Source organism: Citrobacter sp. XT1-2-2 (assembly GCF_023516235.1).
GTDB classification, from domain to species: domain Bacteria; phylum Pseudomonadota; class Gammaproteobacteria; order Enterobacterales; family Enterobacteriaceae; genus Citrobacter; species Citrobacter werkmanii.
The window spans coordinates 984,503-1,009,532 of the sequence record NZ_CP097324.1 but is presented as its reverse complement, the minus strand read 5'-3'; the positions used below and the strand labels follow the sequence as shown (position 1 = coordinate 1,009,532).

Below are 25,030 nucleotides of genomic sequence, written 5' to 3'. Positions count from 1 at the left end.
CTGGACGATTTATCGATTGTTTTGCCCTGCAGTCTGGGCGCGTTTAGACGCGTCAGGCACCAGACGATAAAAAGTTTCGCCCGGCTTAGTCATGCTGAGTTCGTTGCGCGCGCGCTCCTCAATAGCCTCTTGTCCGCCATTGAGATCGTCAATTTCGGCAAAGAGCTGATCGTTACGCGCTTTAAGTTTCGCGTTTGTAGCCTGCTGCGCAGCAACATCATCGTTGACGCGACTATAGTCATGTATGCCGTTCTTACCGAACCACAGCGAATACTGTAGCCAGACTAATAAAGCCAGCAACAGCAGCGTAAGTTTACCCATCCTGCCCCCTGAAAAACGGCATTAACATCCCATAACTTCCGTTGACGACTTTACATCAACGGACGGGAATGCCGCGACAACGCGGGCAAATGTACCACATTTGCCCGTTGTTACGTATACCCCGTGTAAGGAGAACATAATCTCATTGTTGGTTACGGTTTGAATTATGACCAGACAGTGAACGACATCGGCGATCGTTTAAAACGCACTTAGCCTAGCCCAAAAGCCAAAAGAATAGCGCGCTAAACATTCCACCCACCACCAGTAGGGTGCTGGTAATGCTCAGCAGCAGCTTTCCTTTTAATAGCGAGTGCAGGGCAATACCCGCCACAATCGCCACGGGCAGCAACGCGAGGAAGAAAGGCCAGGTATAAAGGAAGAAAAACAGTGTGTTAGGGCCATACATCAGACATGGGAACCCCAGCGCCAGCAGCCACGCTACAAAACCGACCACGGCCCCTGGTAGGGACCAGGTGGTTTCGTCGTCGGTAGCGAAGGTCTCTGACTCTGTAATAGTAATGTTATGGCTGTTACGCATATCTAATCCTGTGACCGTGACTGACCGGGCATGTAAGCTCGGGTGTCTCAGGATCTGATAATATCTCCCTGCCTCAGCAGGTCTAATAATTGGGGAACCAAATTTGTTACCAATTGTTCACCATCCAGATGAATCTCTGGCGATTCAGGCGCTTCGTATACCGAATCAATTCCGGTGAAATTGCGCAACTCCCCCGACCTGGCTTTTTTATACAGCCCTTTTGGGTCGCGCGCTTCGCACGTTGCTAATGGCGTATCGACAAAAACCTCAATAAAACGCCCTGCGCCAACGCGCTCGCGGACCATTTTTCGCTCGGCGCGATGCGGAGAGATAAAGGCGGTCAGAACTACCAGACCGGCATCCACCATCAGGTTAGCCACCTCGCCAACCCGACGGATATTCTCCTTACGATCGGCATCGCTAAACCCCAGATCGCTGCACAGGCCGTGACGCACGTTATCGCCATCCAGCAGATAAGTGCTGACGCCCAGCTTGTGCAACGCTTCTTCCAGCGCTCCCGCTACGGTAGATTTACCGGAGCCAGACAGTCCGGTAAACCACAGCACAACACCACGGTGACCGTGGCGTTGCTCCCGCTGTTGCGGTGTAACAGGATGGGCATGCCAGACGACGTTTTCGTCATGCAGCGCCATTATTTGCCTCCCAGCAGATCGCGCGCACCCCAGTGTGGGAAGTGGCGACGCACCAGCGCATTCAGCTCCAGTTCAAACGCGCTGAACTGAGAAGCGGCGGCTTGCTCCTGGATGATAGGCTCACGCACCAGCCCCGCGCCGACGGTGACGTTAGTCAGGCGGTCAATGATAATCAACCCACCCGTAACCGGGTTCTGCTGATAGGTATCCAACACCAGCGGTTCATCAAACGTCAGATTAACCAGACCAATGCCGTTCAGCGGTAACGCGTCGACCTCACGCTGGGTCAGGTTGTTAATATCGACCTGGTACTGCACGGTATCCACGCGCGCGCGGGTCTTCTTGCCGGCAACTTTGATGTCGTAGCTCTGCCCCGGCGACAGCGGCTGTTCCGCCATCCACACCACATCAACGGCAGCGCTTTGTACCGCTGGCAACGCTTCACCTGCATCCAGCAGCAGGTCGCCCCGGCTGATATCAATCTCATCTTTCAGCACAAGGGTGATCGCTTCACCGGCATGCGCTTGCTGTAAATCACCATCAAAGGTAACGATCCGAGCCACGCTCGACTCAACGCCGGACGGTAACACCTTGACGCGTTGCCCTACCTGCACGCGACCGGAGGCCAGCGTTCCGGCATAACCACGAAAATCCAGATTTGGTCGGTTCACATACTGCACCGGGAAACGCATCGGCTGGGTATCGACAATGCGCTGGATCTCAACGGTTTCCAGCACTTCGAGCAGCGTCGGGCCGCTGTACCATGGCATGCTGACGCTTGGCGAAGCCACGTTATCGCCTTCCAGCGCGGAGAGCGGCACAAAACGGATATCCAGGTTGCCCGGCAGTTGTTCAGCAAACGTGAGATAGTCTTCGCGGATGCGGTTAAATGTCTCTTCGCTAAAGCTCACCAGATCCATTTTGTTGATCGCTACCACCAGGTGCTTGATCCCAAGCAGCGTGGAGATAAAGCTGTGACGACGGGTCTGATCGAGCACGCCTTTACGCGCATCGATCAACAGGATCGCCAGGTCGCAGGTCGACGCACCGGTCGCCATGTTGCGGGTGTACTGTTCGTGACCGGGGGTATCCGCAATAATAAATTTTCGCTTCTCGGTGGAGAAATAACGATAAGCCACGTCGATGGTGATGCCCTGCTCGCGCTCGGCCTGCAAGCCGTCAACCAATAGCGCCAGATCGAGTTTTTCGCCTTGGGTGCCGTGGCGTTTACTGTCGTTATGCAGCGATGAGAGCTGATCTTCATAGATCTGCCGGGTATCGTGCAGCAAGCGACCAATCAGGGTACTTTTCCCGTCATCCACGCTACCGCAGGTTAAAAAACGCAGCAGGCTTTTGTGTTGCTGAGCAACCATCCAGGCTTCAACGCCGCCTTCATTAGCAATTTGTTGTGCAAGTGTCGTATTCATGACGGCTCCTTAGAAATACCCCTGACGTTTCTTCAGCTCCATGGAGCCCGCCTGGTCGCGGTCAATCACGCGGCCCTGACGTTCACTGGTGGTTGAGACCAGCATCTCTTCAATAATTTCCGGCAGCGTCTGCGCGTTAGACTCCACCGCGCCGGTCAGCGGCCAGCAGCCAAGCGTGCGGAAACGCACCATGCGCTTTTTAATCACTTCGCCGGGTTGCAGATCGATTCTGTCGTCATCAATCATCATCAACATACCATCGCGCTCCAGCACCGGACGCTCAGCCGCCAGGTACAAAGGTACGATGTCGATATTTTCCAACCAGATGTACTGCCAGATATCCTGTTCGGTCCAGTTAGAGAGCGGGAATACGCGAATGCTTTCGCCTTTGTTAATTTGTCCGTTGTAGTTGTGCCACAGTTCCGGACGCTGATTTTTCGGGTCCCAGCGATGGAAGCGATCGCGGAAGGAGTAAATGCGCTCTTTGGCGCGCGATTTCTCCTCATCACGGCGTGCGCCGCCGAACGCGGCGTCAAAACCGTATTTGTTCAGCGCCTGCTTCAGCCCTTCGGTTTTCATAATATCGGTATGCTTAGCGCTGCCGTGGACAAAGGGGTTGATGCCCATCGCCACCCCTTCCGGGTTTTTATGCACCAGCAGTTCGCAGCCGTAGGCTTTCGCCGTACGGTCACGAAATTCATACATCTCGCTAAATTTCCAACCGGTATCAACGTGCAGCAAGGGGAACGGCAGCGTGCCAGGATAAAACGCTTTGCGCGCCAGATGCAGCATTACGCTGGAATCTTTGCCGATGGAATACATCATCACCGGATTAGAAAACTCGGCGGCCACCTCACGAATGATATGGATGCTTTCCGCTTCCAGTTGCCGCAGGTGGGTAAGTCGTTTTTGATCCATAACCGTTCCTATGTAATGCCGTTATTTTGCTAACGATGCTCAGATAACCTGACTATAGGGAGGGCAAGGAGGCGAATGAAATTACGAATTGGAATGAGTAGTTCCTCAAAGGAATAACGATCTGGAAAAGCAAATATCAAAAAGTGCTTAAGCCACCGGATTTCGGGCATTTAGGAGCAAATGAAATTGTTTTACCGCGATCACGGTTTCATACTAGCGGCTAAAAATTTCTGCTTGGTATTTAAGGACTCACTATGTTTTCCGCATTGCGCCACCTGACTACCGCCCTGGCGCTCGGCGCGTGCTTTATCCTTCCCGCACAGGCAACATCTTCGAAGCCCGGAGATTTCGCAAATACCCAGGCACGCTACATCGCCACATTCTTCCCAGGCCGTGTGACGGGTTCTCCGGCAGAAATGTTATCTGCTGATTATATACGTCAGCAATTTCAGCAGATGGGCTATAGCAGTGATATTCGGACGTTTAACAGCCGCTATATTTATACCGCCAAAGATAATCGTAAAAACTGGCATAACGTAACGGGCAGTACCGTCATTGCAGCCCATGAAGGCAAAGCGCCACAGCAGATTATTATCATGGCGCACCTCGACACCTACGCCGCGCAAAGCGACGCCGATTCCGATGCCAATCTGGGTGGATTAACCCTACAGGGTATCGACGACAACGCCGCAGGGGTGGGCGTGATGCTGGAGCTGGCTGAACGACTCAAAAATGTGCCGACGCAGTACGGTATTCGCTTTATCGCCACCAGCGGTGAAGAGGAAGGCAAACTCGGCGCAGAGAACATCCTTAAGCGAATGAGCGCCGCCGAGAAGAAAAATACGCTGCTGGTTATCAACCTCGATAACCTGATCGTTGGCGATAAGCTCTATTTCAACAGTGGGAAAAGAAACCCGGAAGCCGTACGAAAACTGACGCGCGACCGGGCGCTGGTCATCGCGCGAAGCCGCGGTATTGTCGCCAGCACCAACCCCGGACTGAACAAAGACTATCCGAAAGGTACCGGCTGCTGTAACGACGCAGAGGTGTTCGATAACGCGGGAATTGCCGTCCTTTCCGTTGAAGCGACCAACTGGAACCTGGGCAAGAAAGATGGCTATCAACAACGCGCCAAAAGTCCTTCATTCCCGGATGGCAACAGCTGGCACGATGTGCGTCTGGATAACCAACAGCATATCGATAAAGCGTTACCGGGCCGGATAGAGCACCGCAGCCGCGACGTGGTACGCATCATGCTGCCGCTGGTAAAAGAGCTGGCGAAGGCAGGATAATCCTGAAAAAAAAGAGCCCCGGTAATGCATAACGCTTACCGAGGCTCATATTACCCTTCGTGCAGCCCGCACTCGCGCTTCAAGCCGAAGAAGCGCGTCTCTTCTTCCGCCATGCCCGGCTCCCATTTGCGGGTGGTATGCGTATCGCCCACCGACAGATAGCCCTGGTCCCACAGCGGGTGATATTTCAGCCCGTGCTTTTGCAGATACTGGTAAACGGTACGGTTATCCCAGTCGATGATCGGCAGCACTTTAAACACGCCGCGCTGAATTGCCAGTACCGGCAAATGCGCCCGGCTGCCTGACTGCTCGCGGCGCAGGCCCGCAAACCAGGTCTGTGCTTTCAGCTCTTTTAGCGCCCGGTTCATCGGCTCGACTTTGTTGATGTCATTGTATTTCTCAATGCCCTCAACGCCCTGCTCCCACAGTTTGCCATAGCGTGCTTCCTGCCAGGCAGCACTCTCCTTCGCCCGATAGACTTGCAGATTCAGCCTGAGTTTGTCCGTTAACTCGTCAATAAACTGGTAGGTTTCCGGGAACAGATAGCCGGTATCGGTCAGAATTACCGGGATATCCGGGCGGATCTGATTCACCAGATGCAGGCTTACTGCGGCCTGAATACCAAAGCTGGAAGAAAGCACATATTCTCCCGGCAAATTCTCCAGTGCCCACGCCACGCGGCCTTCGGCGTCCAGCTTTTCCAGTTGGCTGTTAGTTTCCGCCAGCGCCATAACGCGTTCAACTTTCGGCAGGTCGTTCAATGCGTGTAGATCAAGTACGGACATGATTACCTCATCTTATGCCTGATAGCGCTACGCTTATCAGGCCTACAAAACCGTCGTGTCACCAGGCAAAGGGAACTTATTCCCAGAAATCACGTGCTGGATCGAGCACCGGGCGAATGATGCCCGCACGCACCGTAAAATCGCCGAAGCCTTCACCCGCTTCGCGCTCTTTCGCCCAGCGCCCAACCAGTTCGTCAATGGAATCGAGAATTTCCGCTTCCGTAATATTTTCGCGATACATACGCGGAATACGTGTTCCCATGCGGTTGCCGCCCAGATGCACGTTGTAACGCCCCGGGGCTTTGCCCACCAGACCCAGCTCCGCCAGCATCGCGCGGCCACAGCCGTTCGGGCAGCCGGTCACGCGCATCACGATATGCTCGTCAGGAATGCCGTGTTTTTCCAGAATCGCTTCCACTTTGTCCGTAAACGACGGCAGGAAACGCTCGGCCTCCGCCATCGCCAGCGGACAGGTCGGGAACGACACGCAGGCCATCGAGTTTTCACGCTGCGGTTTCACCGCATTCATCAACCCGTGGTCGCGTGCCAGCTTCTCGATCTTCGCTTTCTGGCTTTCCGGCACGCTGGCAATAATCAGGTTCTGGTTAGCGGTGATGCGGAAATCGCCTTTGTGGATCTTCGCGATCTCCAGTAAACCGGTTTTCAGCGGACGTCCAGGATAATCCAGGATACGACCGTTTTCGATAAACAGCGTCAGGTGCCAGTTGTTGTCGATCCCTTTCACCCAACCGATGCGATCGCCACGACCGGTAAATTCATACGGGCGGATCGGCTCAAACTTGATCCCCGCGCGGCGCTCAACCTCTTCCTTAAAGGTGTCGATACCGACGCGCTCCAGGGTATATTTGGTTTTCGCGTTTTTACGGTCGGTACGGTTACCCCAGTCACGCTGGGTCGTCACCACCGCTTCGGCCACGGCCAGGGTATGCTCCAGCGGCAGGAAGCCGAACTCGCTTGCCGTACGCGCGTAGGTTTTCTTATTACCGTGCTCAATAGACAGACCACCGCCGACCAACAGGTTAAAGCCCACCAGCTTGCCGTTTTCGGCAATCGCCACGAAGTTCATGTCGTTGGCGTGCAGATCGATATCATTCTGCGGCGGGATCACCACCGTGGTTTTAAATTTACGCGGCAGATAAGTCGCGCCGAGGATCGGTTCTTCGTCGGTGGTGGCGACCTTCTCCTGATCGAGCCAGATCTCCGCATAGGCGCGGGTGCGCGGCAGCAGATGTTCAGAGATCTTTTTCGCCCACTCGTAGGCCTCGGCGTGCAGCTCGGACTCATACGGGTTGGAGGTGCACAGCACGTTACGGTTCATGTCGTTGGCGGTCGCCAGCGCGTCCAGCCCGACGGAGTGCAACATCTGATGCACCGGCTTGACGTTCTTCTTCAGAATGCCGTGGAACTGGAAGGTCTGACGGTTGGTCAGACGGATGCTGCCGTAAATCGTGTTGTCAGCGGCGAATTTATCGATGGCCTTCCACTGGGTGGTGGTGATCACCCCGCCCGGCAGACGACAGCGCAGCAACATCGCATGGCGCGGCTCCAGCTTCTGCTCGGCGCGCTCGGCGCGAATGTCGCGGTCATCCTGCTGGTACATGCCGTGGAAACGAATCAGCAGGAAATTATCGCCGTGAAAACCGCCGGTCAGACCGTCATTCAGGTCTTCCGCGATGGTGCCGCGCAGGAAATTACTTTCACGCTTCATGCGCTCGGCGTCAGTCAGTTTGCCTTCGACCACTAAAGGCCCTGGGTATTTTTCGCTCATTAGTAGACATCTCGCTGATAACGGCGCTCAACGCGCAGCTCACTTAAAAATTCATCCGCCGCTTCGATGTCCATTGCACCGAACTCAGCAATCACTTCCAGCAATGCTTTTTCGACATCTGCGGCCATGCGCCTGGCGTCGCCGCAGACATAAATGTGGGCACCGTCATTAATCCAGCGCCACAGCTCCGCGCCCTGTTCGCGCAGTTTGTCTTGTACGTAGATTTTTTCTTTTTGATCGCGGGACCAGGCCAGATCGATACGGTTCAGCACGCCTTCTTTCACGTAGCGCTGCCATTCGACCTGATAGAGGAAATCTTCGGTGAAGTGCGGGTTGCCGAAGAACAGCCAGTTCTTACCTTCCGCACCGTCGGCGGCGCGCTGCTGCATAAAGGCGCGGAACGGCGCGATACCGGTGCCCGGACCAATCATAATCACCGGGGTCTGCGGGTTCGCCGGCAGGCGGAAGTTGTCGTTGTGCTCAATGAACACGCGCACTTCGCCCTCTTCTTCCACGCGGTCGGCGAGGAAGCTGGAAGCACCACCGGCGCGGGCACGACCTTCGATGTCGTAACGCACGACGCCGACGGTCACGTGCACTTCGCTTTCAACTTCCGCCTGTGAAGAGGCGATAGAGTACAGGCGCGGCGTCAGTGGACGCAGCAGGCCGATTAATGCTTCGGCATCAAGCTGTGCCGGGGAGAAACGCACCATATCGACGATTGGCGTGGTAGCCGCATACTGCTGAAGCTGGGCTTTATCGCCCACCAGCGGCAGCAGCGATTCACTGCGCGTCAGCGTGGCGTAGTTTTCCACGATATTCGCGGTGTTGACCGTCAGCTCAAAATGCCACTCCAGCGCTTCGGCCAGCGGCAGGATTTTTCCTTCCACTGTAACCGGCTCATCCCCTTTCAGCCACAGCAGTTCAACCAGCTCTTTCACCAGAGCCGGATCGTTCTGATACCACACGCCCAGCGCGTCGCCCGGCTGATAACGCAGGCCGGAATCACCGAGATCGATTTCGATATGACGGACGTCTTTTTCCGAGTTACGACCGGTAATTTTCTGGTTCACCGACAAGGACGCCGTCAGCGGCGCTTCTTTGGTGTATGGGCTGGTATGTACTTCATTTACCGCACCGCTCGCTGCAACTTGTACAGACGGTGCTGCAGGCGCACGCGCTTTCAGTACATCAACCAACCGGGCACGCCACTGCGCGGCAGCGGCCTGATATTCGACGTCGGCATCTACGCGATCGAGCAGACGTTCACCGCCCAGCTCAGCCAGCTTGCTGTCGAAATCTTTACCGGCCTGACAGAAAAATTCGTAAGAGGTATCGCCGAGAGCAAACACGGCGAAAGCGGTGTTATCGAGTTTCGGCGCTTTTTTCGAGAACAGGAATTTATGTAACGCCACAGCTTCTTCTGCTGGTTCTCCCTCTCCCTGAGTCGATGCCACCACAACCAGCAATTTTTCATTGGCGATTTGTTTGAATTTGTAGTCGCCGGCATTGATCAGAGTGACATTGAGCTTCGCGGCAATCAGATCATCGCGCAGGGCTTCCGCCACACGACGCGCATTGCCGGTTTGCGAGGCGGAGATAAGCGTAATCCCCGGCATTTCGGCAACAGGCGCAGGAGCCGCTGCATTCGCCCCCGGCTGCTGATTCAGCACGCCCCAAAAATAACCAGAAACCCACGCAAGCTGCGCGGGAGTGAAATCGGTCGTGGCCGCCTGAAGGCGAGCCAGTTGCTCCGGGTTTAGCGGTAGCAGAGCGGAAGGTGGGGCCTGTGTCGTCATGCGTTGTCATGTTCCAGTAAGCAAAGCTGTTTTTCGTGCCCAAATGGCACCAAAAAAAGAAATGAAAATACTCTAAATAATTCGAGTTGCATGAAGGCGGCAAGTGAACGAATCCCAGGAGCTTACTGAAGTAAGTGACTGGGATAAGAGAGTGAAGCCAACACACATGCAGCTCGAAGTATGACGAGTATTAGGTTAACGGCGGGCATAGTAACAACTAAAGAAGGGATAGAAATAACAAATAACCAAATGAACTAACCTGTTTTAGTTATAGTTATTAACAGCAAAATCGATTTAATAAGCATTTGATATATAAATAGTTATTGAACATTATCTTTATGAATGGATTGTTCTGATACTCTGCGCCCTTTTAACTAATGATAAAATTTGCTCTTTACGGTACCCTACGGCGGTTTTTCGCATTCTTGAGAGTAAAAAATGTCCACCACCTTGTTTAAAGATTTCACCTTCGAAGCCGCTCACCGCCTGCCGCATGTACCGGAAGGGCATAAGTGTGGTCGCCTGCATGGTCACTCATTTATGGTGCGTCTTGAAATTACCGGTGAAGTCGATCCGCATACCGGTTGGATCATGGATTTCGCAGAGTTAAAGGCGGCATTTAAGCCGACTTATGACAGACTTGATCACTACTATCTGAACGATATTCCAGGCTTAGAAAACCCAACCAGCGAAGTGCTGGCAAAATGGATTTGGGATCAGGTAAAACCGGTTGTCCCTCTGCTGAGCGCAGTGATGGTAAAAGAGACCTGCACAGCGGGTTGCGTGTATCGCGGCGAGTGATTGTGACTTTGCCGGATGGCGATGCGAAGCCCACCCGGCAAAATTTATCAGGCAATATTCAGGTATTTATGGGTCTGCATCGACAGACGCCAGTTACGCGCGATACAGGTATCAATGCACAGACGCGTCGCATCTTCTTTCTGGCTGATTGGCTGTAAGGCAATGATTCGCGGCTTATCATCGCTCAACGTTGCCAGCAGTTCATCCAGCGCTTCAATATCGCGAACGCGGCCGACCGGATGTTTGATTTCATTCGCGCGCTCCAGCGCCTGTGACAGCACATCATAACCACCGCGCATATTCACCTTCGGCGATACGGTCACCCAGGTATTCGGCGTACAGCGTACTTCGTGGGTACCGCTGGTTTCAATCTGGCAGCTAAAGCCGTTCTTTTCCAGCAGGTCAGTCAGCGGCATCAGGTCATGAATGCAGGGCTCACCGCCGGTGATCACCACGTGACGGGCGGTATAGCTCTGACGCTGAATAACAGCCAGCAAATCTTCGCTGCTCGCCGCGCCCCACTTATCGCTCTCTTTCGTTTTAGCCAGGATGCTGTACAGGGAGACTTCCCGATCCTCAAGCTTATCCCAGGTGTGTTTGGTATCGCACCAGGCACAGCCAACCGGGCATCCCTGTAAACGAATAAAAATGGCGGGGACGCCGGTAAAGTAACCCTCACCTTGCAGGGTCTGGAACATCTCGTTAATCGGGTACTGCATAGCGTTCTCAATATGGGGATAAACGCTAATTATCGCAGATCCCCGCCAAAGTATCATGCCCCATCGATGCTTTACGAGGCGATCGCCGCGACAAAGCGTGCCGTTATCTGCTGCGGACGCGTGATAGCGCCTCCAACCACCACAGTATGCGCGCCTAATGCCAGGCAACGTGCGGCGCGTTCCGGGGTATCGACGTTACCTTCCGCCACAACCGGTATGGTGACCGCCGCCAACACCTCACGTAAAAAACCGCAGTCGTTTTCCGCCAGCACATGCCCGGCAGTGTCGGCGGTATAGCCATAGAGCGTGGTGCCCACGCAGTCAAAACCCAGCCGCTCGGCTGTTATCGCCTCATCGACGGTGGCGATATCCGCCATCAGCAGTACGGACGGGTAGCGGGCGCGGATTTGCGTGACCAGCTCTTCCAGCGTTTGCCCACCGGGGCGCGGTCGCGCTGTCGCATCCAGAGCAATAATTTCCGGCTCAACGGTCATCAGCTCATCCACTTCCTGCAGGGTGGCCGTGATAAATACATCGCAGCCCGGATAATCGCGCTTGATAATCCCTATTACCGGCAGGGAGACACTCTCTTTGATCGCGCGAATATCTACCACGCTGTTCGCACGGATACCTGCCGCACCGCCCTGCGCTGCCGCCAGCGCCATACGCGACATAATAAACGGGCTGTGCAGGGGTTCATTTTCCAGCGCCTGGCAGGAGACAATTAATTTACCTTTCAGGGAATCCAGTACAGTTTTCATCACGATAAGATCTCTTCGACTTCATTTTTAATGATGGTGACATGCGGGCCATAAATCACCTGAACACCGTTGCCGCGAATAATTACGCCGCGCGCTCCGGTCGCTTTCAGCGCAGCTTCATCAACCTTGCTGCTCTCTTTCACCGTCACGCGTAAGCGTGTGGCGCAACAGTCCACCTCTTCCAGATTCTCTTTGCCTCCCAGCCCGGCGATGACTGCCGCTGCGCGTTCGCTCTGAGGCAGACCGGACTCCACCTGGGCAGCGCTCTCACGCCCCGGCGTCAGCCAGTTAAAGCGGTTAATCAAATAACGGAAGGTGAAGTAGTAAAGAAAGAACCACGGCACCCCAACCAGGGGGACGTACATCCAGTTGGTTTTCGCTTCCCCCTGTAGCACGCCGAAGAGGAGGAAATCGATCAGTCCCCCCGAAAAGGTTTGCCCAATAGTGATATGTAAAATATGCGCCATCATAAACGCCAGACCATCGAAGAAGGCGTGAATGACATATAACACCGGAGCCACAAACAGGAAGGAGAACTCAATAGGCTCAGTGATGCCGGTCAGGAAAGAGGTCAGGGCCGCTGATAGCAACAGTCCGGCGACAAGCTTTCTGTTCTCCGGTTTTGCCGTGTGGTACATCGCCAGGCATGCGCCAAGCAGGCCAAACATCATGGTGATAAAGCGCCCGGACATAAAGCGCGAGGTACCGGCATAAAACTGCTGCGTATTCGGATCGGCAAGTTGGGCAAAGAAAATACGCTGGGTGCCTTCGACCAGTTGACCGTTGACGATTTCGCTCCCGCCCAGCGCCGTTGTCCAGAACGGCAAATAAAAGATATGGTGTAAACCCAGTGGGCCAAGCATACGCAGAATGAAACCGTACAGTAGCGTCCCCAGATAGCCCGTCGCATCCACCAGACCGCCCAGTCCAAAAATGAGCTTCTGGAAATGCGGCCACACCACCGTCATGATCGCCCCCACCACAATCGCGGCAAGCGAGCTGATAATCGGTACAAAACGCGAACCACTGAAAAAGCCAAGAAACTGAGGGAGTGAGACTTTATTGAAACGGCTATGCAGCGCGCAGGTGACCAGACCAATCACGACCCCACCAAACACGCCCGTTTCCAGCGTCTGAATGCCCAGCGTCATTCCCTGGCCCACAGCACCTGGATTCTCATGCGCCAGCGTTCCGTTGAGCGTTAACAAAGCATTGATGGTGGCATTCATCACCAGAAAAGCCAGCAATGCCGCAAGGCCCGCCGTGCCTTTATCCGTTTTCGCCAGTCCCACGGCAACACCAACCGCAAAAAGCACCGACAGGTTGGCAAACACGATAGAACCCGCGCTGGTCATGATCGTGAAGATTGCCTGCAGCCAGTCGACATTCAAGAATGGGTAGGCCGTCAGCGTATTGGGATTCGACAAAGCCCCACCAATCCCCAACAACAACCCCGCTGCGGGCAATACCGCAATCGGCAGCATGAACGATTTGCCGAACCGCTGCGCTTTTTCAAACCATGCGCCTGACGAAGCGCCGCTAAATATTTGCATCATTTTTTCATCTCCCCGATCATTGATGAAAATTTTTACCATAATTAATTTTAAAAATGAAAATTACCATCAAAAACCAGGACGCCGATCATACTTTTTTAAAATGACTGGCATCTCTCCCCTGCTTTCCGCCACACTATCGGCAGAGAAACGCATTAAGGATTTTGCATGTCAGAAAATGAAAACCTGCTGCTGAGATTGCGCCAGGGCGTTGATGGATATAGTCGAACTCAACAAAAGCTGGGAGAGTTTGTGCTTAGCGATCCGGCAAGAGTGGTCTATCTGACGATTACCGAACTGGCGCGTGAAAGCGACACCAGCGAGGCGAGCGTCACGCGTCTGTGCCGTACGCTGGGGTGTAAGGGCTATAACGAATTTAAGATGGCGCTGGCACTCGATCTCCGGCAAGGAGAGCCGGTAAAGCACAGCGGTGATGAGATTGACAATGTGGTCAATGAATCCGTGCAAGCGCTGCAGGACACGGCAAAATTACTCGACAGAACATTACTGGAAGCAGCCGCTCTGGCGCTGCATCAGGCTCAGTCGGTACAAATTTATGGCGTAGCGGCCAGCGCTATTCTGGGGGAATATTTACATTACAAACTCCTGCGCCTCGGCAAACCCGCGCAATTGTTCAGCGACATGCACCGTGCTGCTATGAACGCTACAACGCTAAGCAAAGATACGCTGGTAGTGGCGATATCCAGTTCGGGATCCACGCGCGATCTGCTGCATGTCGTAAAGCTGGCGCGTAAGCAAGGCGTACGCGTACTGGCGCTAAGTAATACACCGCGTAGTCCACTGGCATCGCTGAGTGATATTCAACTGGTCGCAGCCAAACCAGAAGGTCCGTTGAGCGCCGGCGCGCTAAACGCCAAGGTGGGTGTCATGCTGTTAGTGGAACTGCTCACCACGTCGCTGATTGGACTGGATGAAAAGTACAGCGATGTGAGCCAGCAAACGGCGAGTGCGACCTTACCACTACTACTTTAAAGGCATAAAAAAACCCGCCGCAGCGGGTTTTTACGTTAAGAGTTAAAGAACAGGATTACGCCTGACCTTTGATCTCTTTACGACCGTTGTACGGAGCTTGTTCGCCCAGCGCTTCTTCGATACGAATCAGCTGGTTGTACTTAGCTACGCGGTCAGAACGGCTCATAGAACCGGTTTTGATCTGGCCTGCAGCGGTACCAACAGCCAGGTCAGCGATGGTAGCGTCTTCAGTTTCGCCAGAACGGTGAGAGATGACAGCGGTGTAGCCAGCGTCTTTCGCCATTTTGATCGCAGCCAGAGTTTCGGTCAGAGAACCGATCTGGTTGAATTTGATCAGGATGGAGTTAACGATGCCTTTTTCGATGCCTTCTTTCAGGATTTTGGTGTTGGTTACGAACAGATCGTCACCAACCAGCTGGATTTTGTCGCCCAGAACTTTAGTCTGGTATGCGAAACCGTCCCAGTCAGACTCGTCCAGACCATCTTCGATGGACACGATCGGGTACTGTTTGGTCAGTTCTTCCAGGAAGTGGGTGAATTCTTCGGAGGTGAACGCTTTGTTGCCTTCGCCAGCCAGAACGTATTTACCGTCTTTGTAGAATTCAGAAGCTGCACAGTCCATCGCCAGAGTGATGTCTTTGCCCAGCTCGTAGCCAGCTGCTTTAACCGCTTCAGCGATTACAGCCAGAGCTTCAGCGTTGGAGCCCAGGTTCGGCGCGTAGCCGCCTTCGTCACCAACTGCAGTGTTCATACCTTTAGCTTTCAGAACTTTAGCCAGGTTGTGGAACACTTCAGAACCCATACGTACGGCTTCTTTCAGAGTCTTAGCGCCAACCGGCTGAATCATGAACTCCTGGATGTCGACGTTGTTGTCAGCGTGCTCACCACCGTTGATGATGTTCATCATCGGAACCGGCATGGAGTATTTGCCCGGAGTACCGTTCAGTTCAGCGATGTGCGCATACAGCGGCAGGCCTTTAGCAGCAGCTGCTGCTTTGGCGTTCGCCAGGGACACAGCCAGGATGGCGTTTGCACCGAAGTTGGATTTGTTTTCAGTACCGTCCAGATCGATCATGATCTTGTCGATGCCAGCCTGATCTTTAGCATCTTTACCCAGCAGAGCCTGAGCAATTGGGCCGTTAACAGCTGCAACAGCTTTCAGTACGCCTTTACCCATGAAACGGGATTTGTCGCCATCGCGCAGTTCCAGTGCTTCGCGGGAACCAGTAGAAGCACCTGACGGAGCTGCTGCCATACCAACGAAACCACCTTCCAGGTGTACTTCGGCTTCAACAGTCGGGTTACCACGGGAGTCGATGATTTCACGACCGATGATTTTAACGATTTTGGACATTAGGTTTTCCTCAGTACAAGTTAAACTAAAACTCCAGACAAACAATGCACCCGAATGGGTGCATTGCCGTTCTAACTTTTTACTTCTTACTTCGCCTGACGCTTCTGATGTTCACTGGCGGCTTTCACAAAGCCGGCAAACAGCGGGTGCCCATCACGTGGCGTGGAAGTAAATTCCGGGTGGAACTGACAGGCCACGAACCACGGATGATTCGGTACCTCGATGATCTCGACCAACTGATCATCACCGGAACGGCCTGCAACACGCAGACCAGCAGCTTCAATCTGTTTCAACAGCATATTGTTGACTTCGTAGCGGTGACGGTGGCGTTCAACGATTGTCGGCGTGCCGTACAGTTGACGGACCAGGCTTTCATCGCTCAGCTGACACTGCTGCGCGCCAAGACGCATGGTGCCACCCAGATCGCTCTTCTCGGTACGGACTTCGACGTTGCCGTCTTCGTCACGCCATTCGGTAATCAGAGCCACCACCGGGTACTTACAGTCTGGCACAAATTCCGTGGAGTTGGCGTTGTCCATACCCACTACGTTACGCGCAAACTCAATCAACGCAACCTGCATACCCAGGCAAATGCCCAGATAAGGAATATTGTTCTCACGCGCAAAGCGCGCCGTCGCGATTTTACCTTCAACACCACGGTAGCCGAAGCCGCCAGGGATCAGGATAGCATCAAGACCTTTCAGGATCTCAACGCCGCGCGTTTCGACATCCTGCGAATCGATCAGCTTGATGTTGACGGTGACACGATTCTTCAGACCACCGTGTTTCAGCGCTTCAATCACTGACTTATAGGCGTCCGGCAGTTCAATATACTTGCCGACCATACCGATAGTCACTTCACCTGCCGGATTCGCTTCTTCGTAGATAACCTGTTCCCATTCTGACAGATTAGCTTCCGGACAGTTCAAGCTGAATCGTTTACAAATATAATCGTCAAGGCCCTGGGATTTCAACAGGCCCGGAATTTTATAGATGGAATCGACATCTTTCAGAGAAATCACCGCTTTTTCCGGAACGTTACAGAACAATGCAATTTTCGCACGTTCATTCGCCGGAACTGCGCGATCGGAGCGGCAGATCAGGATATCTGGCTGAATACCGATAGAAAGCAGCTCTTTTACAGAGTGCTGAGTCGGTTTCGTTTTGACTTCACCTGCCGCCGCCATGTACGGAACCAGCGTCAGATGCATAAACAGCGTGTGCTCACGGCCAATTTCTACGGCCATCTGGCGAATCGCTTCAAGGAACGGCAGAGATTCGATATCCCCAACGGTTCCGCCGATTTCGACCAGAACAACATCATGACCTTCACCGCCTTCCAGAACGCGCTCTTTAATTGCGTTGGTGATATGCGGGATAACCTGAACAGTAGCGCCCAGATAGTCGCCACGGCGTTCTTTACGCAGAACGTCAGAGTAGATACGCCCCGTGGTGAAGTTGTTGCGGCGGCTCATTTTCGTACGGATGAAACGCTCATAGTGACCCAGGTCCAGGTCGGTTTCAGCGCCGTCTTCGGTAACGAACACTTCCCCGTGTTGGATTGGGCTCATAGTACCCGGATCGACGTTGATGTACGGATCCAGTTTCATCATGGTCACGTTGAGGCCACGGGCTTCAAGAATGGCTGCGAGGGAGGCTGCGGCAATGCCTTTTCCCAGAGAGGATACGACCCCGCCGGTCACAAAAATATAGTTCGTTGTCATGCTGGACCTGAGAAGTTAGGGTGAAACGATGGAATTACCAAGACGGGAAAGTAGTATACCCGAACATGACGAGCGCCACAAACTTTCATTATCCCTCCTCTTCACCAGGCTCACATTAACATCGGGAGTGAGAAAATAGCCCCTTTGGGGTAAATGTTTTTGACGTAAATCAAGCGCTTGTTATTTAAAAAATCACACAAAACGCCCTTGACCGACGAAATCCCTTAGAGATCAATTTCCTGCCGTTTTACCTGTTGCCAGACTTCTTCCATCGTTTCCAGATCAACACCCGTCATTTCCAGACCACGAGCAGCGACAATTCGCTCAACTTCACGAAAACGTCGTTCAAATTTCTCGTTCGCTTTTTGTAACGCAGTCTCGGCTTTTGTCCCCAGATGACGAGCCATGTTGACTGTGGCAAACAGCAGATCGCCCATTTCCTCCTCCAGTTTAGCCTGGTCGACAACAGCCTGCTTTGCCTCAAACATGACTTCGTCGATCTCTTCATAAACCTTGTCGACAACCGGTCCTAATGTTTTCCAATCGAAGCCAACATTAGAGCAGCGTTTCTGGATTTTCTGGGCGCGCATTAACGCCGGTAAACTGCGGGGAATATCGTCGAGTGCGGAATGCTGTGCTTTCCCGGCGCGTTCTTCGCTTTTAATTTGCTCCCAGCGGGTTAGCACTTCAGTACTGTTGCTGGCAGAAACATCAGCGAATACATGCGGATGCCGACGTTCAAGCTTATCGCTGATGGCGGCGCAGATATCATTGAAATCAAAACGGCCTTCTTCCTGCGCCATCTGGGCATAAAACACCACCTGGAACAACAGGTCGCCGAGCTCTCCGCGCAGATCGTCGAAGTCTTCACGCGCAATCGCATCCAGTACTTCATAGGTTTCTTCGAGAGTGTAAGGGGCAATAGTGGCGAATGTCTGCTCTTTATCCCACGGACAGCCGTTTTCCGGGTCGCGCAAACGCTGCATAATACCGAGCAGTCGATCGATTTGGTTCATGTGAAAATCCTGAAATTTCAGTACGGTAGGCCGGATAAGGCGATAGCCGACATCCGGCAACATGGCAATGCCTGATGGCAACGCTAACGCGTTTTATCAGGCCTACAAGATTATCCGGCCTACAAAATAATTAATTACCGTGCAGACGACGCGCGTCGATCACATCCGGCACCTGGTTCAGCTTGCCAAGCACGCGTCCGAGCACCTGCAGGTTATAGATTTCGATGGTCATATCGATGGTGGCCAACTGTTGTTTGGTATCGCTCCGGCTGGCAACCCCCAGCACGTTCACTTTCTCGTTGGCAAGAATGGTGGTGATATCACGCAATAAACCGCTGCGATCGTTGGCCTGTACGCGAACCACCAGCGAGTATCCCGCCGAGTAGCTTTCGCCCCAAACCGCATCAACAATCCGCTCCGGCGCGTGTGAACGCAGCTCTGCCAACTGTTCGCAATCGGCGCGGTGCACGGAAATACCGCGCCCCTGGGTGATAAACCCAACGATTTCATCGCCAGGAATCGGCTGGCAGCAGCGCGCGATGTGGTGCATCAGGTTACCGACCCCTTCCACCACGACGCGACCATCGTCTTTACGGCGACTCTGCGGCGCCTGGGTTTTCTGCTGAAGCTGTTTCAGCGCGGCTGCATCCTGCTCAGCAGCGCTGGGCTTATTAAACTGCGCCTGCAGGAAGTTCACCATCTGGTTGAGACGGATGTCTCCTCCGCCAATCGCCGCCAGCAGTTCATCCAGTTCATTGAAGCTGTAGCGCGGCAGCAGATGTTTTTCCGCCTCTTTCAGGCTAATGCCCAGGTGCGCAAGCTCATCGTCGAGGATCTGGCGGCCCGCAAGGATGTTTTTGTCACGATCTTGTTTACGGAACCAGGCGTGGATCTTCGAGCGACCACGGCTGGTGGTCACATAGCCAAGGTTAGGGTTCAACCAGTCACGGCTTGGGTTTGGCTGTTTCTGGGTGATAATTTCAATTTGATCGCCCATCTGTAACTGGTAGGTAAACGGTACGATGCGCCCACCAATTTTCGCGCCAATGCAACGATGCCCTACATCACTGTGAATGTGGTAAGCAAAGTCCAGCGGCGTGGAGCCTGCAGGTAAGTCAACAACGTCACCTTTTGGCGTAAAGACGTAAACCCGGTCATCGAAGACCTGGCTGCGCACTTCATCCAGCATTTCGCCGGAATCCGCCATCTCTTCCTGCCAGGCGATCAGCTTACGCAGCCACGCAATGCGGTCTTCATGCCCAGAACGCGCCGCGCCTGACGCAGTCCCTTCTTTGTACTTCCAGTGCGCCGCCACGCCCAGTTCGGCATCTTCATGCATCTGTTTGGTGCGGATCTGGATTTCAATGGTTTTTCCACCCGGCCCTAACACAACCGTATGGATCGACTGGTAGCCGTTGGGTTTCGGATTAGCGACGTAATCATCGAACTCATCCGGCAGATGGCGATAGTGAGTATGTACTATCCCGAGCGCGGCATAGCAGTCCTGTAGACGCTCCGCCACGATGCGCACCGCGCGCACATCGAACAGTTCATCGAAGGCTAACTGCTTTTTCTGCATTTTACGCCAGATGCTGTAGATATGCTTCGGACGCCCGTACACTTCGGCTTTGACGCCTTCCGTTTTCATTTCTGAGCGCAGATGACCAACGAACTCTTCAATATAGTGTTCGCGATCGATGCGACGCTCGTGCAGCAGCTTAGCAATGCGTTTGTATTCGGCCGGGTGCAGGTAGCGGAAGCAGTAATCTTCCAGCTCCCATTTTAATTGTCCGATGCCCAAACGGTTGGCCAGCGGCGCATAGATATTGGTGCACTCTTTTGCCGCCAGAACGCGTTCATCTTCCGGTGCGTCTTTCACTTCACGCAGATGCGCGATCCTCTCCGCCAGCTTGATGACCACGCAGCGGAAATCATCCACCATTGCCAGCAGCATACGGCGGACGTTATCGACCTGCTCGGAAGAGACTGAATCGGTATGCGTGGCTTTCAGCTGGCGTATCGCCGCCATATCGCGCACGCCATGGATAAGATGCACAATGGATTTACCCACGCTTTCGCGCAGGATGTCCTCACTGACCACGTTGGCATCCGCCAGAGGAAATAGCATTGCCGCACGTAGCGTGTCGATATCCATGCTCAACATAGAGAGTATTTCTACCATCTCCACGCCACGCCATAGCAGCAAATCCGCATCAGGATGTCCCTGTGTTTGCTGCTGGCAGTACGCCCAGGTTTCGGCTAAGCGTTCACACGACTGCTGGCTGGAGATTCCCAGACTCGCGATCCATTTCTTGGGATCAAACTCACCAGCTTTATTTATATGTGCACTTCTTACCGCAACCATTGTCCTCTCCTTTAGGGGCCTGGCCTGTCGAAGTCGACAAGCCATACCCATTGTCTTTCATGCTGCATTACAACCCGAAATCCAATGGGTACAAATTTCATTACAAACGCTCAAACAGGACCATCGATTCCAGGTGTCCAGTGTGCGGGAACATATCGAGCATTGCCAGTCGCCGTATGGCATATCCCGCGTTGAGCAAAGCGTCGCTGTCACGAGCCAGCGTTGCGGGGTTACAGGATACATAAACAACGCGACCAGGGCTTAATTTTATAATATGTTGCATCACACCGGCAGCCCCCGCACGCGCAGGATCGAGCAATACTTTGTCGAATCCGTTTTTCGCCCACGGCTGCTGGGTAACATCCTCCTCAAGGTTTTCATGAAAGAATGTCACGTTGTGTAATCCGTTATTCAGCGCGTTTTCCCGGGCTTTTTCGACCAGCGCCGGTACTCCTTCAACCCCCACCACGCTTGCTGCCCGCACAGCCAGCGGCAGAGTAAAATTCCCCATACCGCAGAACAGATCGAGCACGCGATCTTCAGGTCGCACATCCAGCCATTCCAGCGCACAGGCGACCATTTTTTGGTTTACCCCTGCATTGACCTGAATAAAATCACGCGGGCTGAAGCTTAACCGTAGTCCATTTGAGTCATACCAGGGCGATTCTTCTGATACTGATTCCAGTATCTCGCTTTGCGGGGCCAGAAACAAAGACAGCCCCTGAGAATGCGAAAAGCATTCCAGTTTTCCTTTATCCGCAGCACTTAATGGCGCCGTGTGGCGCAAAATCATCAACGCGCCGCTCCCTGCCTGCACCAGCTCAACATGACCGAGATGACGTAACCCTTGCAAACTCTCCAGACACGCCCTGATGTGGGGCAACAGCGCTTCAAGTTGGGGCACCAGAATAGGGCATTGTTTGACATCAATAATGTCGCTGGAACCGGATTTGCGAAAACCCATCTGCAATTTTTGTTCTTTTGACCGATAGTTCAGGCTCAAACGTGCGCGACGACGATAGCCCCACGGGGTATCAGCGATAACATCCGACACTTCACATTTCATTAAACGCGCTAACGCCGCGCTTTTGCTACGCTGCTGCAACGGGATGCTGGCGTGCTGCTGCTGGCAACCGCCACAGACGCCAAAATGCGGGCAACGTGGCACTTCACGTTGTGGACTGTCGTTTAAACGTCGTTTTACTTGCGCGCGGGCGAACTGTTTTTTATCTTCGGTAATCACCACCTCTGCGCTTTCCTGGGGTAGCAATTCCGGTATAAACAACGCCTTTCCGTTATGGCGAGCGACACCCTGACCAAAAGGATCGAGGTCATTGACGGTAACGGTTATGATCTGACGCGTCGTCACGCGTCGTTTTGCAGAGTAGAATTGCGCCATCGACGAGATATTTCTCTATTTAACAGTGTGACCCTAATTGTCCCATAACGGAACTCCATGACCAACTACAGCCTGCGCGCACGCATGATGATTCTGATCCTGGCCCCGACCGTCCTGATTGGTTTGCTGCTCAGTATCTTTTTTGTTGTGCATCGCTATAACGACTTGCAGCGTCAACTGGAAGATGCCGGCGCCAGTATCATAGAGCCACTGGCGGTCTCCAGCGAATATGGCATGAACCTGCAAAACAGGGAATCCATCGGCCAGCTCATCAGCGTGCTGCATCGCCGCCATTCCGATATCGTGCGGGCAATTTCTGTCTATGACGAGAACAACCGGCTGTTTGTCACCTCCAATTTTCATCTCGATCCGTCTGAAATGCAGCTGGCGACCGGTTCACCGTTTCCCCGTAAGCTGAGCGTCACCCGGCTCGGGGATATCATGATCCTGCGAACGCCAATTATATCGGAAAGCTATTCGCCGGATGAATCTGCCATAAGCGACGCCAAAAATACGCAAAATATGCTGGGGTATGTAGCGCTTGAACTGGACCTCAAGTCGGTTCGACTGCAGCAATATAAAGAGATCTTTATCTCCAGCGTAATGATGCTGTTTTGTATTGGTATTGCGTTAATTTTCGGCTGGCGTCTGATGCGCGACGTAACCGGCCCGATTCGCAACATGGTGAATACCGTTGACCGTATACGTAGAGGGCAGCTCGACAGCCGTGTGGAAGGTTTCATGCTGGGCGAGCTGGATATGCTCAAAAACGGTATCAACTCGATGGCGATGTCTCTTGCAGCCTACCATGAAGAGATGCAGCACAATATCGATCAGGCGACTTCCGACCTGCGTGAAACCCTGGAGCAGATGGAAATTCAGAACGTCGAACTGGATCTGGCGAAAAAACGCGCCCAGGAGGCGGCCCGAATTAAGTCTGAGTTTCTGGCTAACATGTCGCACGAGCTACGCACCCCGCTGAATGGCGTGATTGGCTTTACGCGCCTGACGCTGAAAACCGAGCTTAACACCACGCAACGCGATCACCTGAATACGATTGAGCGATCGGCCAACAATCTGCTGGCCATCATCAATGATGTTCTCGATTTCTCCAAACTGGAAGCGGGCAAGCTCATTCTGGAAAGCATTCCGTTCCCGCTACGCAGCACGCTGGATGACGTCGTCACGCTGTTAGCGCACTCGTCCCATGATAAAGGGCTTGAGCTGACGCTGAATATTAAGAATGATGTGCCGGACAACGTCATCGGCGACCCGCTGCGCTTACAGCAGGTCATTACCAATCTGGTCGGCAATGCCATCAAATTTACCGAAGGCGGTAATATCGACATTCTGGTCGAGAAACGCGCCCTCAGTAACACGAAAGTGCAAATTGAAGTGCAAATCCGTGATACCGGCATCGGTATCCCTGAGCGCGATCAGTCACGCCTGTTCCAGGCCTTCCGTCAGGCGGACGCCAGTATTTCCCGCCGCCACGGCGGTACCGGACTGGGTCTGGTCATTACGCAAAAACTGGTCAACGAAATGGGCGGGGATATCTCCTTCCATAGCCAGCCGAACCGCGGATCCACCTTCTGGTTCCATATTAGTCTCGATCTCAACCCTAACGTTCTCATCGATCGCTCGACAACCCGGTGCCTTGCTGGTAAACGACTGGCTTATGTCGAACCTAACGCTACTGCCGCGCAATGCACGTTAGATATATTAAGTGAAACGCCGCTGGAGGTGATTTACAGCCCTTCATTCTCCGGGCTGCCGAAGGATCACTACGATATTCTGCTGATTGGCATTCCGATCACGTTGCGCGAACCGCTCACCATGCAACATGAGCGGCTGGCAAGCGCAGCGGCGATGACCGATTTCCTGTTATTAGCCCTGCCCTGTCACGCACAGATTAACGCCGAGAAATTGAAACAAGGCGGCGCGGCGGCGTGTCTGCTGAAGCCTCTCACCTCAACCCGACTGCTGCCTGCGCTGACAGAGTATTGCCAGTTGAACTACAGCGCGGATCAGCCATTGCCAGATGAAAGCAAAATCGCCATGACCGTTATGGCGGTGGACGACAACCCGGCGAACCTCAAGCTGATTGGCGCACTGCTGGAAGATAAGGTACAGCACGTCGTACTCTGCGACAGCGGGCACCAGGCGGTGGATCGCGCCAAACAGATGCCGTTTGATCTGATCCTGATGGATATTCAGATGCCCGACATGGACGGTATTCGCGCCTGCGAACTGATCCACCAGTTGCCTCATCAACAACAGACGCCAGTTATTGCGGTCACCGCGCATGCGATGGCCGGGCAAAAAGAGAAGCTGCTCAGCGCCGGGATGAATGATTACCTGGCGAAGCCTATCGAAGAAGATAAGCTGCACAATCTCCTGTTACGCTACAAACCCGGCGCGGCCACATCGCTTAGGGCGCTCGCGGTTGAACCTCCGGAGCCGGTCGTCAATCCGAATACCACGCTCGACTGGCAACTGGCATTAAGACAAGCCGCAGGGAAAAACGATCTGGCGCGGGATATGCTGCAAATGCTGCTCGATTTTCTACCCGAGGTGCGCAACAAAATTGAAGAACAACTGGTAGGCGAAAACCCTGAAGGGCTGGTGGATATGATTCATAAGCTGCACGGTAGTTGCGGCTATAGCGGCGTCCCGCGCATGAAAAACCTGTGCCAGCTCATTGAGCAACAATTACGTAGCGGGACCAAAGAAGAAGAGCTGGAGCCTGAGTTTTTAGAGCTGCTGGATGAAATGGACAACGTTGCCCGCGAAGCGAAGAAGTTGTTGGGCTGATATTCGCCG

Annotated in this window: 20 protein-coding genes; 4 read left to right on the top strand and 16 right to left on the bottom strand. The window is 53.6% G+C overall.

Annotated features, from left to right (window positions below):
- Window positions 1-9 precede the first annotated feature (9 nt).
- From ftsB to cysD, 5 genes are all read right to left on the bottom strand, one after another.
- Window positions 10-321: a cell division protein FtsB gene (gene ftsB, locus M4I31_RS04865; protein ID WP_003034163.1), complete on the bottom strand. Its 312-nt coding sequence runs from the start codon at window positions 319-321 to the stop codon at window positions 10-12.
- Window positions 322-535: 214 nt separating this feature from the next.
- Window positions 536-859 (bottom strand): DUF3561 family protein, encoded by a 324-nt coding sequence (locus M4I31_RS04860; RefSeq protein ID WP_038633162.1) that lies wholly within the window; start codon window positions 857-859, stop codon window positions 536-538.
- A 47-nt stretch (window positions 860-906) separates the two neighbouring features.
- On the bottom strand, window positions 907-1,512 hold the full coding sequence (gene cysC, locus M4I31_RS04855) for an adenylyl-sulfate kinase (RefSeq protein ID WP_069324554.1): 606 nt from the start codon (window positions 1,510-1,512) through the stop codon (window positions 907-909).
- Window positions 1,512-2,939, bottom strand: a complete 1,428-nt coding sequence (gene cysN / locus M4I31_RS04850; protein WP_069324553.1) for a sulfate adenylyltransferase subunit CysN — start codon at window positions 2,937-2,939, stop codon at window positions 1,512-1,514. Before cysN ends, cysC begins: the two co-directional genes overlap by 1 nt.
- A 9-nt stretch (window positions 2,940-2,948) precedes the next feature.
- Entirely contained in the window at window positions 2,949-3,857 is a 909-nt protein-coding gene (gene cysD / locus M4I31_RS04845) for a sulfate adenylyltransferase subunit CysD (protein WP_003034152.1), read from the bottom strand.
- A gap of 254 nt (window positions 3,858-4,111) precedes the next feature.
- Between cysD and M4I31_RS04840 the strand changes: the two genes are divergently transcribed.
- The gene (locus M4I31_RS04840) at window positions 4,112-5,149 is read left to right on the top strand and encodes an aminopeptidase (RefSeq protein WP_161668012.1); all 1,038 of its coding nucleotides are present in this window, start codon (window positions 4,112-4,114) and stop codon (window positions 5,147-5,149) included.
- A gap of 50 nt (window positions 5,150-5,199) precedes the next feature.
- Here M4I31_RS04840 and cysH read toward each other — a convergent pair whose 3' ends face one another.
- The 3 genes from cysH to cysJ all read right to left on the bottom strand — a co-directional run bounded on the left by cysH (window position 5,200) and on the right by cysJ (window position 9,522).
- A complete protein-coding gene (gene cysH, locus M4I31_RS04835) occupies window positions 5,200-5,934 on the bottom strand; it encodes a phosphoadenosine phosphosulfate reductase (protein WP_085048822.1) in 735 nt (244 codons plus the stop codon).
- A 76-nt stretch (window positions 5,935-6,010) separates the two neighbouring features.
- Window positions 6,011-7,723, bottom strand: coding sequence for an assimilatory sulfite reductase (NADPH) hemoprotein subunit (cysI, locus tag M4I31_RS04830; RefSeq protein ID WP_069324551.1), 1,713 nt, complete (start codon window positions 7,721-7,723; stop codon window positions 6,011-6,013).
- The gene (gene cysJ, locus M4I31_RS04825) at window positions 7,723-9,522 is read right to left on the bottom strand and encodes an NADPH-dependent assimilatory sulfite reductase flavoprotein subunit (protein WP_085048821.1); all 1,800 of its coding nucleotides are present in this window, start codon (window positions 9,520-9,522) and stop codon (window positions 7,723-7,725) included. Before cysJ ends, cysI begins: the two co-directional genes overlap by 1 nt.
- A 438-nt stretch (window positions 9,523-9,960) precedes the next feature.
- Here cysJ and queD point away from each other — a divergent pair, with 438 nt between their 5' ends.
- Window positions 9,961-10,323 carry a 6-carboxytetrahydropterin synthase QueD gene (queD, locus tag M4I31_RS04820; protein ID WP_006687049.1) on the top strand — a complete coding sequence of 121 codons (363 nt, stop codon included), beginning with the start codon at window positions 9,961-9,963 and terminating at the stop codon, window positions 10,321-10,323.
- Window positions 10,324-10,370: 47 nt separating this feature from the next.
- On the opposite strand, the gene queE is transcribed toward queD, so the two are convergent.
- The 3 genes from queE to M4I31_RS04805 all read right to left on the bottom strand — a co-directional run bounded on the left by queE (window position 10,371) and on the right by M4I31_RS04805 (window position 13,359).
- The gene (gene queE, locus M4I31_RS04815; RefSeq protein WP_038633185.1) at window positions 10,371-11,042 is read right to left on the bottom strand and encodes a 7-carboxy-7-deazaguanine synthase QueE; all 672 of its coding nucleotides are present in this window, start codon (window positions 11,040-11,042) and stop codon (window positions 10,371-10,373) included.
- 71 nt (window positions 11,043-11,113) lie between these two features.
- The gene (locus tag M4I31_RS04810; RefSeq protein WP_085048820.1) at window positions 11,114-11,803 is read right to left on the bottom strand and encodes an N-acetylmannosamine-6-phosphate 2-epimerase; all 690 of its coding nucleotides are present in this window, start codon (window positions 11,801-11,803) and stop codon (window positions 11,114-11,116) included.
- Window positions 11,803-13,359 carry a maltose/glucose-specific PTS transporter subunit IIC gene (locus M4I31_RS04805; RefSeq protein WP_085048931.1) on the bottom strand — a complete coding sequence of 519 codons (1,557 nt, stop codon included), beginning with the start codon at window positions 13,357-13,359 and terminating at the stop codon, window positions 11,803-11,805. The genes M4I31_RS04810 and M4I31_RS04805 overlap by 1 nt, the downstream gene beginning before the upstream one ends.
- A gap of 165 nt (window positions 13,360-13,524) precedes the next feature.
- Between M4I31_RS04805 and M4I31_RS04800 the strand changes: the two genes are divergently transcribed.
- Entirely contained in the window at window positions 13,525-14,349 is an 825-nt protein-coding gene (locus tag M4I31_RS04800) for a MurR/RpiR family transcriptional regulator (RefSeq protein ID WP_085048819.1), read from the top strand.
- Between the two features lie 55 nt (window positions 14,350-14,404).
- Here the strand turns inward: M4I31_RS04800 and eno are convergent, their stop codons facing one another.
- From eno to rlmD, 5 genes are all read right to left on the bottom strand, one after another.
- Entirely contained in the window at window positions 14,405-15,703 is a 1,299-nt protein-coding gene (gene eno / locus M4I31_RS04795) for a phosphopyruvate hydratase (RefSeq protein WP_003034129.1), read from the bottom strand.
- Window positions 15,704-15,789: 86 nt separating this feature from the next.
- Window positions 15,790-17,427, bottom strand: a complete 1,638-nt coding sequence (gene pyrG / locus M4I31_RS04790; protein WP_005130912.1) for a glutamine hydrolyzing CTP synthase — start codon at window positions 17,425-17,427, stop codon at window positions 15,790-15,792.
- A gap of 224 nt (window positions 17,428-17,651) precedes the next feature.
- Entirely contained in the window at window positions 17,652-18,443 is a 792-nt protein-coding gene (gene mazG / locus M4I31_RS04785; protein ID WP_085048930.1) for a nucleoside triphosphate pyrophosphohydrolase, read from the bottom strand.
- A gap of 130 nt (window positions 18,444-18,573) precedes the next feature.
- On the bottom strand, window positions 18,574-20,808 hold the full coding sequence (gene relA / locus M4I31_RS04780; RefSeq protein WP_042310708.1) for a GTP diphosphokinase: 2,235 nt from the start codon (window positions 20,806-20,808) through the stop codon (window positions 18,574-18,576).
- Window positions 20,809-20,908: 100 nt separating this feature from the next.
- Window positions 20,909-22,207 (bottom strand): 23S rRNA (uracil(1939)-C(5))-methyltransferase RlmD, encoded by a 1,299-nt coding sequence (rlmD, locus tag M4I31_RS04775; RefSeq protein ID WP_085048818.1) that lies wholly within the window; start codon window positions 22,205-22,207, stop codon window positions 20,909-20,911.
- Window positions 22,208-22,264: 57 nt separating this feature from the next.
- Here rlmD and barA point away from each other — a divergent pair, with 57 nt between their 5' ends.
- Window positions 22,265-25,021: a two-component sensor histidine kinase BarA gene (gene barA / locus M4I31_RS04770; protein ID WP_085048817.1), complete on the top strand. Its 2,757-nt coding sequence runs from the start codon at window positions 22,265-22,267 to the stop codon at window positions 25,019-25,021.
- The last annotated feature ends 9 nt before the right edge of the window (window positions 25,022-25,030 follow it).

Bases quoted from the DNA above. Each gene is read 5' to 3' on its own strand.
- relA (WP_042310708.1), bottom strand. From the start codon at position 20,808: ATGGTTGCGGTAAGAAGTGCACATATAAATAAAGCTGGTGAGTTTGAT.
- M4I31_RS04800 (WP_085048819.1), top strand. From the start codon at position 13,525: ATGTCAGAAAATGAAAACCTGCTGCTGAGATTGCGCCAGGGCGTTGAT.
- pyrG (WP_005130912.1), bottom strand. From the start codon at position 17,427: ATGACAACGAACTATATTTTTGTGACCGGCGGGGTCGTATCCTCTCTG.
- queD (WP_006687049.1), top strand. From the start codon at position 9,961: ATGTCCACCACCTTGTTTAAAGATTTCACCTTCGAAGCCGCTCACCGC.
- barA (WP_085048817.1), top strand. From the start codon at position 22,265: ATGACCAACTACAGCCTGCGCGCACGCATGATGATTCTGATCCTGGCC.
- cysJ (WP_085048821.1), bottom strand. From the start codon at position 9,522: ATGACGACACAGGCCCCACCTTCCGCTCTGCTACCGCTAAACCCGGAG.
- M4I31_RS04810 (WP_085048820.1), bottom strand. From the start codon at position 11,803: ATGAAAACTGTACTGGATTCCCTGAAAGGTAAATTAATTGTCTCCTGC.
- ftsB (WP_003034163.1), bottom strand. From the start codon at position 321: ATGGGTAAACTTACGCTGCTGTTGCTGGCTTTATTAGTCTGGCTACAG.
- rlmD (WP_085048818.1), bottom strand. From the start codon at position 22,207: ATGGCGCAATTCTACTCTGCAAAACGACGCGTGACGACGCGTCAGATC.
- cysC (WP_069324554.1), bottom strand. From the start codon at position 1,512: ATGGCGCTGCATGACGAAAACGTCGTCTGGCATGCCCATCCTGTTACA.
- cysN (WP_069324553.1), bottom strand. From the start codon at position 2,939: ATGAATACGACACTTGCACAACAAATTGCTAATGAAGGCGGCGTTGAA.
- M4I31_RS04860 (WP_038633162.1), bottom strand. From the start codon at position 859: ATGCGTAACAGCCATAACATTACTATTACAGAGTCAGAGACCTTCGCT.
- queE (WP_038633185.1), bottom strand. From the start codon at position 11,042: ATGCAGTACCCGATTAACGAGATGTTCCAGACCCTGCAAGGTGAGGGT.
- cysI (WP_069324551.1), bottom strand. From the start codon at position 7,723: ATGAGCGAAAAATACCCAGGGCCTTTAGTGGTCGAAGGCAAACTGACT.
- mazG (WP_085048930.1), bottom strand. From the start codon at position 18,443: ATGAACCAAATCGATCGACTGCTCGGTATTATGCAGCGTTTGCGCGAC.
- M4I31_RS04840 (WP_161668012.1), top strand. From the start codon at position 4,112: ATGTTTTCCGCATTGCGCCACCTGACTACCGCCCTGGCGCTCGGCGCG.
- M4I31_RS04805 (WP_085048931.1), bottom strand. From the start codon at position 13,359: ATGATGCAAATATTTAGCGGCGCTTCGTCAGGCGCATGGTTTGAAAAA.
- eno (WP_003034129.1), bottom strand. From the start codon at position 15,703: ATGTCCAAAATCGTTAAAATCATCGGTCGTGAAATCATCGACTCCCGT.
- cysH (WP_085048822.1), bottom strand. From the start codon at position 5,934: ATGTCCGTACTTGATCTACACGCATTGAACGACCTGCCGAAAGTTGAA.
- cysD (WP_003034152.1), bottom strand. From the start codon at position 3,857: ATGGATCAAAAACGACTTACCCACCTGCGGCAACTGGAAGCGGAAAGC.